The following is a 12,781-nucleotide window of genomic DNA, read 5'->3' as shown; positions in this document are numbered from 1 at the left end:
CCCGGTCGCTCAGCCGGCAGCTGCGGCCGCGCAGCGGAAGCCGATGTGCGTCGTCGCCGAGTCGATCGACTGGGGAGAGCGGGCCGCAGGGCGGTAACGCAGGCAGTACTCAGGGGCGCACAGGTGCGACCCGCCCTTGAGCACGCGACGTGGCAGCAGCTCGCCGGGGGCCACCGAGCGCCGGGCCACCCCCTCCTCGGCGGCGTCGTCACCGAGGTCGTCGGGGGGCCCCGAACGGGCGAGCACTGCGGCGGTCACCGTCGGTGCGCAGCACGTCCGCTGCGGGGCCGGCCGCACCTCCGCGAGCTCCGACCGTCGTGACGGCTCCGGGGCTCCGGCACCCAGGGCATCCGCCACGTCGCGGTCCTCGCCCGTCGCGTAGAAGGTGCTCGTCCACTCCCACGTGTTGCCGATCATGTCGACGAGGCCGTAGCCGTTGGCGGGGTACGCGCCGACCGGGGAGGTCCCGGTGCTGCGGTGGGCGCCGGTGTCGAGGTACGGGAAGCGGCCCTGCCACGTGTTGGCCATGAGCCGGCCACCGGGCCGGGCCTCCTCCCCCCACGCATACGTCGTCTCCGCTCCCCCGCCACGGGCGGCGTACTCGAACTCCGCCTCCGTCGGCAGGCGACGGCCGGCCCACGCCGCGTACGCGAGGGCGTCCGCGTGGGCCACGAGCACGACCGGGTGGTCCTCGAGTCCTGCAGTGTCGGTGCCCGGCCCGCGCGGGTGGCGCCAGGAAGCACCCGGCACCCACCGCCACCACAGGTCCCAGCGGTCCAGCGGCACCGGCCCGCTCGTCGGGGCGAAGACGAGACCGCCGGGGACGAGGTCGGCAGCCGGGACTCCGGGGAAGTGCCGTGGGTCGGGTGGGCGCTCGGCCACGGTGAGGTAGCCGGTGGCAGCCACGAAGCGGGCGAACTGGGCGGTCGTGACGGGATGGCGTTCGAGCCGGAACGCCGCCACCTCCACGTCGCGCACGGGGCCCTCGTCGGGATAGAAGGACGTCGAGCCCATGCGCAGGTGGCCCGCCGGGATGTCGACCAGCTCGGTGAGGCCCTCCGCAACCCTCTCCTGCGACACGCCGCCCACCGTCTTCACCCCGGGCGCCCGCCCGGGATCAGGCGGCCCTCCGGGCCTTCCACCAGCGCCATCCGGCCGTGACGACGACAGCCCCTGCGAGGGAGCCGATGATGCCGCTGGGGCGCAGCTGCAGGCCGTCCCCGGCGAGCAGGCTGCCGACCAGTCCTCCGAGCAGCGAGCCGACGAGACCGGCGGCCAGCGCGGCGGACCAGTCCACGCGGCCGTTCTCCCGGCCGAGCAGCAGCTGGGCTGCCGCGCCGACGAGCATTCCGAAGAGGATGACCCCGATGATCAGCATGATCCGACCCTAGGCCGGAGGTGTGCTGCAGCCCATGGCTCAGCGCTGCGCAGCCGGAAAATCACTCCCGTCGGGTGAGTGCCGGGCGCTCGCCTGCCGGTTCGGGGCCTCGCGTCCCCCGCTCAGTCGGCCAGCGGGACGGGCACGTCGACCCCGCCCTGAAGGGTGGCGCGCCGACGCACCCTGACGATCGCCGGCAGCGGGACGAACCCGCCGGCCAGCAGCGCCTCGCCCTGCACGAAGCGCGAGGCCCGCTGGAGCATCGCCTCGGGGACGTAGCCGAAGAGCTCGGCGAGCTCGGCGAGGTCCGAGCGGGAGTTCATCCGCATCAGGGTGAGGTTGTCGCACTGCGACACGACCCCGGGATGCACCTTGCTCGGCCGCTGGGTCGAGACGACGAGCCACAGTCCGTACTTGCGCCCCTCCGCCGCGATCTGGACCAGACGGTCGCGCACCTCCCTGCCCAGCGCGGTCTCCGGCTCCGGCGGACAGAGGTTGTGGGCCTCGTCGACGACGAGCAGCAACGGACGTCGCTCGGCGCGTCGGTGCCACAGGTCCTCCAGCACGGCCAGGGCCACGACGAGCTGCTCCTCGAGCCGGTCGTAGCCGCCGAGGTCGAGGACCGTGGCCGCCGGCCGCTCGGCGATCACGTCGGTGGCCGCCACCGCTCCCTGGGCCCACGTGGTCTGCCACGTCGCGATGCCGAGGTTCTCGATGCGCTGGGCGAGGGCCTCTGCGTCGGGGCTGCCCTGCATCCTGAGCTTCGGGACGACCTCCGACGCCTCCCTGCCGTCGAAGTCCTCGGCAGCCCGGACGAGGGTGTTGTACTCGGCACGGTCGCGGACCGGGTCGAGGCGCAGCAGCGCCGCCTTGCCGCGGAAGGACAGGTCGGTGAAGCGCACCCGGAGGGGCGAGCCGGAGTCGTCGGGGCGCAGCACGCGGACGTCCCGACCCGCCACCTCGCGTGCCTCGTCCGCCGACGCGTCGGGGCTCGGCGACCCCAGGGACACGAAGTCGCTGTTGGGGTCGAGGACGACGATCGGCAGGCGGGTCGCCGCCAGGATGCGTTCCAGGGCCACGCCGAGGGCGTACGTCTTGCCCGAGCCACTCTGCCCGCACCAGAACGTGTGCCGGTTCATCCGCTGGGCGACCAGGCCCACCGCCACGTCGGGTCGGCGGACGAGTGTGCCGAGCCTCAGACGCGAATCCGCCCCGCTCATGACCGCCGACGCGTCGGCGCTCGACGCGGGACCCACGAGCGCCGGGATCCGGCCGAAGGCAGTAGGCCCCGGTGTCGACGACGTGCTCAGCAGAGCGCCCGCGGCCGTCGACCCGCCGCTCCCGCGACCGCGCGACTCGACCCACCCGAGCAGGCGGCCCCACTGCGCGCGGATCTCCACCAGGTCGCCCACCTGGACATCAGCGGGCGCGCCCCGGAGCACGAACGTCCGACCGTCGTCGGACTCGACCGTCGTGCGGGGCGGCGCGCCTGGCCGAACACCTGCCTCGGCCGCGTCGACGCCCTCGTCGAGGTCAGCGGACTCGCGGGCGGTCATGAGCACCTCGGCAGGACCGCGGCGAGCGCTTCCCGGCCGCGTCCCCGGCTGCAGCGGCCTCGCACGGTCGCCTCAAGCTCCGGCCACGGCTGAGGGCACCCGCTCGGCGGGCGCGGAGCGCGGGGCCTGCGCGGTGGGGGTGACGGCGGGTGCGGGGGATGACACCGCGGGCTGCCGCGACGGCACACCCGACGGCATACCCCTGTCTCGCCGGTCGAGCTGCGCATCCAGGGTGATGGCGGCGTCGATCAGCGCCAGGTGCGTGAAGGCCTGGGGGAAGTTGCCGACCTGCTCGCCCGTGAGGGCGATCTCCTCGGAGAACAGCCCGAGGTGATTGGCGTACGTGAGCATCTTCTCGAAGGTCACCCGCGCCTTGCTCAGCTGGCCGGCACGCGCCAGCGACTCGACATATGCGAACGTGCACAGCGAGAAGGTGCCCTCCGAGCCGCGCAGGCCGTCGGGAGAGGCCTCCGGGTTGTAGCGGTAGACGAGGCTGTCGGTGACCAGCTCGCCGTCCATGGCCTGCAGGGTCGAGGCCCACATCGGGTCGTTCGGCGTGATGAAGCCGACGGTGGACATGCGCAGCAGGGCGGAGTCGAGCACGTCGGTGGCGTAGTGCTGCACGAACGCCCCGCGCTCGGCGTTCCAGCCCCGCTCCATGACCTGGTCGTAGATGGCATCACGCGCGGAACGCCACCGGTCCACCGGCGCCGGGCGTCCGTGGCCCGCGGCGAGGCGGATGCCCCGGTCGAGGGCCACCCAGTTCATCAGCCGGCCGTAGGTGAAGTCCTGCCGGCCGCCGCGGGTCTCCCAGATCCCCTCCTCGGGCTGGTCCCAGTTGTCGACGACCCAGTCGAGCACCTCCCTCAGCCGGAGCCAGCCCTCATGGCCGGCGGTGAGACCGCGTTGGTCCATGAAGTAGATGCTGTCGAGCGCCTCGCCGTAGATGTCGAGCTGCAGCTGGTCCGCTGCACCGTTGCCGATCCGCACGGGGCTCGAGCCCCGGTAGCCCTCCCAGTGCTCCAGGACCTCCTCGGTCAGGTCGGAGGAGCCATCGATGCGGTACATGATCTTGAGCGGTCCGCCCCCTCCCCCGCGGGACGGCTCGTCCAGGCGGCGACGCAGCCACTGGCCCAGGGCCGCGGCCTCCTCGGTGAAGCCCATGCCGAGCAGCGCGTAGACCGAGAAGGAGGCGTCGCGCACCCAGGTGTAGCGGTAGTCCCAGTTGCGCTCGCCACCGACCAGCTCGGGCAGGCCCGCGGTCGGTGCGGCCACCAGGCCGCCCGTCGGCGCGTACGTCATCAGCTTCAGCGTGATCGCCGACCGGTTCAGGGCCTCCCGCCAGCGGCCGGTGTAGGTGGACTGCGCCAGCCACTCCTCCCAGAAGCGCACGGTGTCGTCGTGCAGCCGCCAGACCTCGGCCACGCGGACCGGGCGCACGGGGCCCGCCGTCCCGGTCTCGAGCACCATGCCGCGTGTCTGGCCGTGGCTCAGCGTGACCTCGGCGTGGAGGTCACCCCGGTCGTCGACCTGGAAGCGGCCCAGCCGCTCGTCCTCCGGCTCCCTGACGAGGTTGACCGTCAGGGAGGTGCGCGACCCCTGGAAGACGACGCCGTCCTCGGTCGCGTGGGTCTCGTGCGCCTCGCGCCCGTAGTCGAAGCGCGGCGCGATGTCGACCGAGAAGGCCATCCGGCCTCGGACGCAGCGGACCACGCGCACGAGCAGGTGCCGGTCGGTCGCCACCCCGGGGCTGGTGATGGGCATGAAGTCGACCACCTCCCCGACACCGCCCTCGGTCATGAAACGGGTGACCAGCACCGCGGTGTCGGGGAAGTAGAGCTGCTTGCTCGTGTAGGCGTCGGCGGTCGGCCGCACCCGGCAGTGGCCGCCCTTGGCGTGGTCCAGCAGCGCGGCGAAGATGCTCGGCGAGTCGAAGCGCGGCGCACAGAACCAGTCGATGGAGCCGTCCGTGCTGACCAGCGCGCTCGTCTGGAGGTCACCGATCAGGCCGTGGTCCGCGATGAGTGGGTAGTCGAGCATCTTCATCAGTCCTCAGCGGGCGTTCTCTTCACCTGAAGCCGAGGTGACCGCCTGCACCCCGCTGTGGGGCGAGGCGGGCACCCGGGCACATGCCGTCGCGCCGGGACGCCGACGGTGGGCTGGGTCCGTCGTCGGTCAGAAGCGGCGCTCGCGCCGGTCCTCCCGCCGGTCCTCACGGTCGTCACGACGGTCCTCGCGTCTGTCGTGCCGTCGGTTGACGCCGTGGGCGACGACGACTGCGCCACCCACTGCGGCGGCGGTCCTGCGCCTGCGTCGGGCTGCCAGGGGCATGGTCAGGCTCCTTCCTTCGCGTCTTCCTTCGTGTATTCCTTCGCGTCGGCCTCGATGGCGGCCAGCACTGCCTGGATGGGTATGCGGCCACTGGCCACGAGCTGCCCGCCGGCGTGTCGGACGGCCGACCCGAACGGCGCCGCCCAGCTGTTCTCCCACACGAGCACCGCTGCCGAGTTGCCCGGTTCGATGGTCTCCGCCAGGTCGATGACGTCCTGCTCGGAAAGCACCATCGCCAGCTCCGCCTCCGAGGTGCGCAGCTCCCCCAGCTCGCTCTGGTCGAGGTCGGAGATCTCGCCCATCTCGAGCGTCCCGTCCTCGTCCTTGCGCAGGAACACCATGTCGAGGATGCGCACGAGTCCCCGCTCCACCAGGTCCTGCAGGTGGGGTGCGACCTGACCCTTGCCGTAGTCCGTCCCCGGGAACTGCACCACCAGCCAGTCCACCGGGCCCAGTTCGTCGATTGTCTCCGTCATCTGGGCTCTCCGCTGTCTCCGTTGTTGATCGGGCCCCTCCACCGTCGGCGAAGCGCGCCGGCAGGGGCATCACCCGAGCGGGGTGAGGTGGGTCGCACGGCGCCCGGCGGTCGGGAGAAAAGGCCGCGAACCCCGGAGTTTCCGTCGGCCGGTGCACGGATGCGGGTACTCCACCTAGAAGGTCGGAGGTGGACGCGGTGAGCAGATTCAACTTCCTCAGGAGGCGACCGCTCGAGAAAGGGGACGACGAGCAGATCCGACGGGTCCTTGCGCCGCTGAACAAGGACGGGCGGTTCCTGATCCAGCGCTGCATCGACCCCGACGGGTCTCCGCGACTCATCCGCGTCATCGACGTCCGCGACCGGCACACTGCCGACGCGGACCGCCATGCCGACGAGATCCGCAGGGCGGCGGCGATGCTCTGGGAGGCAGGGTTCGACGTGTACGAGCTGCCCACCTCCCGCTCGGACTGGGGGGACCTGGAGATCCACGAGCGCAGCTGACCTGCCCACGGCGAGAGGGGGACGAGGACAGTCCCAGCGCCCGGTGAACCGACCGGACGACCTCAGGGACGGCCCCGCCCGGGTGACGTCCCGTTCAGCAGCACCTCGATGACACCGTCGGACCACCCCGGTCGGGCGCGACCGTGCCGCAGGAGCTCACCGAGGTACGCGCCGAACGCCAGCCCGGCCACCGCTTCGGCATCGGTCTCCGCGCGGATGCGGCCCGCGGTGATGTCGGCGTCGATGCGCTCCTGCAGGGCCGTCAGCTGTCGCACGAGGTGCTCCCGGAACGCCGCCGTGAAGTCCGGGTCGGCGTCTGCGAGCACCGCGGCGATCGCGCCACGACCCAGCTCGACCTCCACCAGCTCGAGCGCCTGCTCGAGGACCCAGCGCAGCTTGTCCTGGAGCGGCAGGTCGGGCGAGGGGAGAGGCGCTTCCGCGAGCTGTCCGAGGGTGGCGGCCAGCAGCGCCGCCCGGTTGCGGTAGCGCCGGTAGACCGTCGTGCGGGCGACCTTGGCACGGGAGGCCACGGCGTCGATGTGCACCGCCGCCGGACCCTCGTCCCGCAGCAGGTCGACAGCTGCTCGTGCGATGCGGTCGTCAGCCTCGGCATCGCGCGGACGACCTCGTGCAGGGACCACCGCTCCTCCTCGGGGAACAAAGCGCGTCACAAAAACGCTACAGCAAGTGTAGCGATAAAGGTGGGCGCAGCCCACCAGGAAGGAGCACGACGTGACAGCCACCGAGGCCCTGGTCCCGGGCGCGATCGCCATCCTCTTCGTCGTCAGCTGGTTCGCCGCGGGCCTGCTCGACGCGTTCCGCCACGACAAGCGAGCCCAGAGCGGGCAACGCTCGGCCCATCCGGTGCGCGAGAGCGCCCACCGGAAGGACGCGAGCCGCTCCCGCTGACTCCGGCCGAGCGGCCGACTGCGCGGCAGGCGACCCGGGGGCCGCGGGCCGCGGGCCGCGACGGAGAGCCAGAACCACACGTACGACACGACAGAGCCGGCCGAGGAGGCCGGCGGAGAAGGAGAGCTGGCGACATGGTCGTCTACAACGAGCTGGTGGCCATCACCGCGGGAGCCGGGTTGATCGGCTTCGCGCGGTTCCTGACACGCCTCATCCGCGGGAAGAGCATCGAGAGCGAGGGCTGGGCCGGGTTCTTCGGCGTCACCGGCCTGCTGCTGCTCGCGCTCGGCCTGCACACCACCGTGACCTGGCCCTTCGGCGGGGACGGTTTCGAGTACGCGAACGTCGCGTTCGGCCAGCCGGCGGCAGGCTTCGGCGCGCTGCTGCTCTTCGCCGCCGTCTACCTGTGGCGCCAGAGGACCCCCTTCGCCGATGACCCGGACGCCGCGGGCGCCACCGCCCTGCGCGCCTTGAAGCCGATCTCCTGGTTCATCGGCGCCCTCGGCCTCGCCATGGGCGTCCTGGCCATCAGCTTCGTCCGCTTCCAGCTCGGGGCCGCTCCGCCGGAGGAGCCCATCAGCGGACGCTTCGGGCACCTGCCGATCCTCGAGGCGCTGTTCCTCGGTGGCCTGTGGGGCGTCGTCGCGCTCGGCGCCATCCTCTTCGCCGTGGCGCAGCTGGCCGACCGCGCCGGCCTGCTGCTCTGGGCGGCGCGCGCGTGGGTCGTCGGCGGAGTCGTCTTCCTCCTCTTCGGCGCCCTGAACTACTACACGCACCTCGGGATGTACTTCAACATCGCCCACGGCACCTCGTACCTGTGGTGACTCCCGGCTGAGAGCGCTGCCACGGTGTCCGGGGGGGTAATACTGCTGGGAGGCCCGCCCGACATGCTCACGAGGACCACCGGCCCCCGAGACCTTGGACGAACCGCGACGTCACCCACGTGAGCCCGGAGGGCGAGATGGCTGAACGACTGCGCGACCGGATGCCGACCGTCCTCGTGTGCGGCGCCGTGTTCGACGGGCACGCCGAAACGCTCACCGGCCCGGCGGAGATCCTCGTCGAGGGTGCCCGGATCACCGAGGTCGGTGACTCCGTCTCCCGTCCGGCCGGGGTGCAGGTGGTGGACCTGTCCGACCGGACGGTCACCCCCGGGTTCATCGACTGCCACGTGCACCTGACCATGGACGGCTCGAGGATCGCCGCACAGACCCTGGCGACCTCGGCCGGCAAGGCCCTCAGCGGGCTCGGGCTGGCCCAGCGGTACCTCGCGACCGGGTTCACCACCGTGCGCGACCTGGGCAGCATGGACCCGGAGTGGCCGACGGTCGACCTGCGCAACGCGATCGCTGCTGGCACCGTGCCCGGTCCACGGCTGGTCGTGGCCGGGCACCTGATCGGGGCCACCGGCAGCCACGCCGACATCGGCGGCATGTACGCGCCACGCTGGCACCTGCCCGTCGCGGCTCCCGCGGACGGGCCCATGCAGGTGCGCGAACGAGTCCGCACCGAGCACAAGTACGGCAGCGACTGGATCAAGACCGCGAACGCCGGCGGCTACTTCAGCGCCGGCGACGACCCGTCACGCATGACGTGGTTCGACGACGAGCTGACCGCGCTCGTCGACACGGCGACCCAGCTCGGGCTCCCGGTCGCCGCGCACACCGGGGCGGCCCAGGCCTGCCGACAGGCGATCCGCGCGGGCGTCCGCAGCCTCGAGCACGCGTACCTCATCGACGCGGAGGGCATCTCCATGGCCGAGGAGGCCGGCACCTTCATCGTGCCCACGATGCAGATGACCCAGGAGGACCTCGCCGAGCTCGAGCGCGGCACGCTCCCCCCACAGGCCGTGGGCAAGTTCACCCGCGACCACACCCACATCCTCGAGGCGCAGCAGCGGATCGCCGCGAGCAACGTCAAGATCGCCTTCGGCACCGACTGCGGCATGTTCCCGTTCAGCCACGGCGTCCGGGAGTTCCAGGCCATGGTGGGCGCCGGGATCACGCCGGTCCGCGCGCTCCGGGCCGCGACCGGGGTGGCTGCCGAGCTGCTCCAGCGACCGGACCTCGGTGTCGTCGGGGCCGGCGCGTGCGCCGACCTCGTGGCCATGCCCGGCGACCCGACCACCGACATCACGGCGACCGCGAGCGTCGACTTCGTCATGGCCCGCGGACACATCTACCGACACCACTCCCACCACCCCCAGGAGGACCGATGACGAGCACGCAGCCCCCTGTCAGCAGCATCTTGGACGACCTCGCCGAGTGCCGGCCCTGGCAGGAGGACTTCTACCGGCAGCTGCACCAGCACCCCGAGCTGTCCCACCAGGAGCACGAGACGGCGTCCGCCGTGGCGACTCGACTGCGCGACAACGGGTTCGAGGTGACCGAGGGAATCGGGGGCACCGGGGTGGTGGGGCGCCTGCGCAACGGGGACGGCCCGTGCGTGCTCTTGCGGGCCGACATGGACGCGCTGCCCGTCGAGGAGGCCACCGGCCTGCCGTACGCGAGCACCGCGACCGCGCCCAACGCCAGTTCCGGGAGCGCTGAGCAGGTCCCCGTGATGCACGCCTGCGGGCACGACGTGCACGTCACCTGCCTGCTCGGCGCGGCCGAGCTGCTGGCGCGCCACCAGGACGCCTGGAGCGGGACGCTCATCACCCTGTTCCAGCCGGCCGAGGAGCTCGGCGACGGCGCCCGGCGGATGGTCGACGACGGTCTTGCCGGCGTGGTGGGCGCGGTCGATGTGGCCATGGCGCAGCACGTGCTCCCCGGCGTCGCGGGGACGGTGGGGACCCGTGCCGGGGCGGTCCTCTCCGCCGCCGACAGCATGCGGGTGACGGTCCACGGACGGGGCGCCCACGGCTCCATGCCCCAGGCCGCTGTCGACCCGGTCGTGCTCGCGGCGATGATCGTGGTCCGGCTCCAAGGGGTGGTCTCCCGCGAGGTCGCCCCGACGAACCCAGCCGTGCTGACCGTCGGCAGCATCCACGCCGGCACCAAGAGCAACGTCATCGGCGACCACGCGGTCCTCGAGCTGAACGTGCGCACCTACGACGAGCAGACCCGCTCCACCGTGCTGGACGCGATCCGCCGCATCGTCGTCGCCGAGTGCCAGGCTTCCAGGTCACCGGCCGAGCCCGAGTTCGAGCTCTACGACCGCTTCCCGCCCACTGTCAACGACGCCGAGGCGACCGCGCGGGTCCACGCCGCGTTCGCCGACCACTTCGGCGAGAACGTGGGTGAGCTGCCCCTGCAGAGTGCGAGCGAGGACTTCTCCGACGTGCCGACCGCCCTCGGCGTCCCCTACACGTACTGGGGAATCGGCGGGACCGACCCCGACACGTACCGCGCCGCAGTCGTGGCCGGCACGGTCGACAGCGACATTCCCGTCAACCACTCCCCCTACTTCGCGCCCGTCATGCAGCCCACCCTCGACACCGGCACCTCCGCCCTGGTGGTCGCCGCCCTGGCGTGGCTGGGCCGCTGAACCCTCTCGCCCTGCTGGCAGTGTCCGTCGGCTCGGGCCCCGGACGGCAGAAGGGCCTCTGCCCGGCGTTTCCGCTGGTCAGAGACCCTTCTGAGCACTGGGTGGCAGGTGAAGGATTCGAACCTTCGTAGCTTTCGCGACGGATTTACAGTCCGCTTCCATTGGCCGCTCGGACAACCTGCCTTGGTGCGTCTGGAAGGATAGCAAGAGATCGGGCGGGGTCCGTAATCGGGACCACGGCGACGCATCCGGCATGTCCGGATGCCCGCGCCCCACCGCCCGACAGCCCAGCCACACGCATCTGGAAGGACCCACCGATGGCCGACTCCTCCTTCGACATCGTCAGCAAGTTCGACAAGCAGGAGATCGCGAACGCGGTCAACAGCGCGAGCAAGGAGATCGCGACGCGCTACGACTTCAAGAACGTCGGCGCCTCCGTCGACCTCGCCGGTGACGTCATCAAGATGAAGGCGAACACCGAGGAGCGTTGTCTCGCAGTGCTCGACGTCGTGCAGACCCACCTCGTCAAGCGCAAGGTCAGCCTCAAGCACCTCGACGTGCCGGAGGCCGGCCCGCGCCTCTCCGGCAAGGAGTACCACCTCGACGTGCCGCTCAAGGAGGGCATCTCGCAGGAGAACGCCAAGAAGATCAACAAGCTGATCCGCGACGAGGGACCCAAGGGCGTCAAGAGCCAGATCCAGGGCGACGAGCTCCGCGTCTCGAGCAAGTCGCGCGACGACCTGCAGGCGGTGCAGCGGATGCTGCGCGAGGCCGACCTCGACGTCGCGCTGAGCTTCACCAACCAGCGCTGAGCGCCCGGGCTCGCTTGCCCGACAGGCGAGCCCGCCACGAGAGACCACGTATGCCGTCCACCCGGGTGGGCGGCATACGTGCGTCTCAGCGGGGGTGGGCGAGGTCGCGCAGGTCGGGGAAGACCTCGACCGCGAGAGGCCACCAGAACAGGTGAGCGCAGAGATCGGCGTACTCCTCCGGCGTGACCCACCGCGTCTCGTGGATGCCGTCGTCCCCGTCGGTGATCGGCGGTCGCGCGTCGTCGAGCCGCGTCCGGAAGACCTGGAGATAGGGCTTCTCCCGCATGAAGACGTTGTCGTCGGTGAGGGGCGTGAATCGCTCGTAGCCGCAGGGCAGCACGTCCGGGTGGCGCAGGGTCAGCCCGGTCTCCTCGAGGGTCTCACGGACGGCGTTCTCGACCGGCGTCTCGTCCTCCTCGCGCCAGCCCCCGGGCGAGCCCCACTGCGCCCGGCGGACGCTGTGCACGACGACGAAGTCTCCCCGCCGGTCGCGCACGAACACCATGGCGGCCCCGACCCGCGACGGGTCGACCGGCTCGTCCGAGGCGACGAGGTCGACGTCGCTGGCGCCGTTGGGGAAGGCCACGTCGAGGATGCGGGCCACTCCCCGGTCGCGCTTGCGCTTGCGCAGCCGCAGACCCGAGGCGTTGAGGCGACGGGCGAGGTCGAGCCCGCTCGTCGGGGTGGCGCCCGCGTCGACCGCGTCCTGCCAGCGCCCCTCGGGCACGTCGTAGTGGTCGCCGTCGAACGAGCGCGGATGCAGTCGCGCGGTGCGCGCGACCACGTGGAGCTCCTCGTACGACGTGTCGCTGACGAGGTGGGCGAAGAGCCGACCGTGCGCCGGCCAGATGGGCTGGTCGATCCACACCGTCATGCGGGCAGCCTAGGCCAGCCCGCCGACGTATGCCGTCCGCGGCCCTGTGGATGACGCCGGTCGGCCCTCCCCCGCCCCACCTAGCCTCGAGAGCACGCGGCCACCGTCCGGTCGGCCCACCGATCGAGGAGTGAACTCATGTCCCGTTCCGTCGTTGACACCGAACGCATCGCCGCTGCGGCGGGCGACATCCACCGGCTCGCCGACACCATCACCTCCAGCACTGCCGAGCTGCGCGGCCGCCTGGCTGGCATGGGCGCCGACTGGCAGGGTCCGGCCAAGGTCGAGTTCGAGCGTGTCATGCACGACTACCAGCGCATCCAGGCCCAGATGACCGAGGCCCTCGCCGACGTGGGTCGCCTGACGCTCAAGGCCTCCTCGGCCTACGCCGAGCACGAGAACGCGACTCGCGCCCTCTTCGCGCGCTGACTGACCCCGCCCGACCCAACCCGC

Annotated in this window: 15 protein-coding genes and 1 tRNA gene; 7 read left to right on the top strand and 9 right to left on the bottom strand. The window is 71.8% G+C overall.

Going from position 1 to position 12,781, the window contains the following annotated elements:
* Positions 1-9: 9 nt before the first annotated feature.
* From AB0316_RS18150 to AB0316_RS18125, 6 genes are all read right to left on the bottom strand, one after another.
* A complete protein-coding gene (locus AB0316_RS18150) occupies positions 10-1,080 on the bottom strand; it encodes a formylglycine-generating enzyme family protein (protein WP_366274449.1) in 1,071 nt (356 codons plus the stop codon).
* 37 nt (positions 1,081-1,117) lie between these two features.
* Positions 1,118-1,378, bottom strand: a complete 261-nt coding sequence (locus AB0316_RS18145) for a GlsB/YeaQ/YmgE family stress response membrane protein (protein WP_366274448.1) — start codon at positions 1,376-1,378, stop codon at positions 1,118-1,120.
* 122 nt (positions 1,379-1,500) lie between these two features.
* Positions 1,501-2,934, bottom strand: coding sequence for an ATP-binding protein (locus AB0316_RS18140; RefSeq protein ID WP_366274447.1), 1,434 nt, complete (start codon positions 2,932-2,934; stop codon positions 1,501-1,503).
* A gap of 72 nt (positions 2,935-3,006) precedes the next feature.
* A complete protein-coding gene (locus AB0316_RS18135; RefSeq protein WP_366274446.1) occupies positions 3,007-4,974 on the bottom strand; it encodes a glycoside hydrolase family 15 protein in 1,968 nt (655 codons plus the stop codon).
* Between the two features lie 135 nt (positions 4,975-5,109).
* Positions 5,110-5,265: a hypothetical protein gene (locus AB0316_RS18130; RefSeq protein WP_366274445.1), complete on the bottom strand. Its 156-nt coding sequence runs from the start codon at positions 5,263-5,265 to the stop codon at positions 5,110-5,112.
* A gap of 2 nt (positions 5,266-5,267) precedes the next feature.
* Positions 5,268-5,741 carry a DUF6325 family protein gene (locus AB0316_RS18125; RefSeq protein ID WP_366274444.1) on the bottom strand — a complete coding sequence of 158 codons (474 nt, stop codon included), beginning with the start codon at positions 5,739-5,741 and terminating at the stop codon, positions 5,268-5,270.
* Between the two features lie 197 nt (positions 5,742-5,938).
* On the opposite strand from AB0316_RS18125, the gene AB0316_RS18120 reads away from it, so the two are divergent.
* Entirely contained in the window at positions 5,939-6,244 is a 306-nt protein-coding gene (locus AB0316_RS18120; RefSeq protein ID WP_366274443.1) for a hypothetical protein, read from the top strand.
* 62 nt (positions 6,245-6,306) lie between these two features.
* On the opposite strand, the gene AB0316_RS18115 is transcribed toward AB0316_RS18120, so the two are convergent.
* Positions 6,307-6,885 carry a TetR/AcrR family transcriptional regulator gene (locus AB0316_RS18115; RefSeq protein ID WP_366274442.1) on the bottom strand — a complete coding sequence of 193 codons (579 nt, stop codon included), beginning with the start codon at positions 6,883-6,885 and terminating at the stop codon, positions 6,307-6,309.
* 91 nt (positions 6,886-6,976) lie between these two features.
* Between AB0316_RS18115 and AB0316_RS18110 the strand changes: the two genes are divergently transcribed.
* The 4 genes from AB0316_RS18110 (at position 6,977) to AB0316_RS18095 (ending at position 10,642) form a co-directional block, all read left to right on the top strand.
* Complete coding sequence (locus AB0316_RS18110) at positions 6,977-7,153, top strand: hypothetical protein (protein WP_366274441.1); 177 nt, start codon at positions 6,977-6,979, stop codon at positions 7,151-7,153.
* A 134-nt stretch (positions 7,154-7,287) separates the two neighbouring features.
* Complete coding sequence (locus tag AB0316_RS18105; RefSeq protein WP_366274440.1) at positions 7,288-7,977, top strand: DUF981 family protein; 690 nt, start codon at positions 7,288-7,290, stop codon at positions 7,975-7,977.
* A gap of 137 nt (positions 7,978-8,114) precedes the next feature.
* Positions 8,115-9,371 carry an amidohydrolase family protein gene (locus tag AB0316_RS18100; RefSeq protein ID WP_366274439.1) on the top strand — a complete coding sequence of 419 codons (1,257 nt, stop codon included), beginning with the start codon at positions 8,115-8,117 and terminating at the stop codon, positions 9,369-9,371.
* A complete protein-coding gene (locus tag AB0316_RS18095) occupies positions 9,368-10,642 on the top strand; it encodes an amidohydrolase (protein WP_366274438.1) in 1,275 nt (424 codons plus the stop codon). Before AB0316_RS18100 ends, AB0316_RS18095 begins: the two co-directional genes overlap by 4 nt.
* A 102-nt stretch (positions 10,643-10,744) precedes the next feature.
* Here AB0316_RS18095 and AB0316_RS18090 read toward each other — a convergent pair.
* Positions 10,745-10,825, bottom strand: a tRNA-Tyr gene (locus AB0316_RS18090).
* Between the two features lie 134 nt (positions 10,826-10,959).
* On the opposite strand from AB0316_RS18090, the gene AB0316_RS18085 reads away from it, so the two are divergent.
* Positions 10,960-11,454 (top strand): YajQ family cyclic di-GMP-binding protein, encoded by a 495-nt coding sequence (locus tag AB0316_RS18085; protein WP_344063388.1) that lies wholly within the window; start codon positions 10,960-10,962, stop codon positions 11,452-11,454.
* 85 nt (positions 11,455-11,539) lie between these two features.
* Here the strand turns inward: AB0316_RS18085 and AB0316_RS18080 are convergent, their stop codons facing one another.
* Entirely contained in the window at positions 11,540-12,328 is a 789-nt protein-coding gene (locus AB0316_RS18080; RefSeq protein ID WP_366274437.1) for a DUF4031 domain-containing protein, read from the bottom strand.
* Between the two features lie 138 nt (positions 12,329-12,466).
* On the opposite strand from AB0316_RS18080, the gene AB0316_RS18075 reads away from it, so the two are divergent.
* A complete protein-coding gene (locus AB0316_RS18075; RefSeq protein WP_020143387.1) occupies positions 12,467-12,757 on the top strand; it encodes a WXG100 family type VII secretion target in 291 nt (96 codons plus the stop codon).
* The last annotated feature ends 24 nt before the right edge of the window (positions 12,758-12,781 follow it).

The sequence above is a fragment of the Terrabacter sp. NPDC080008 genome, assembly GCF_040702505.1.
In the GTDB taxonomy this organism is placed as follows: domain Bacteria; phylum Actinomycetota; class Actinomycetes; order Actinomycetales; family Dermatophilaceae; genus Terrabacter.
The sequence above is the reverse complement of the archived record's forward strand: the minus strand, read 5'-3'. Positions and strand labels throughout refer to the sequence as shown.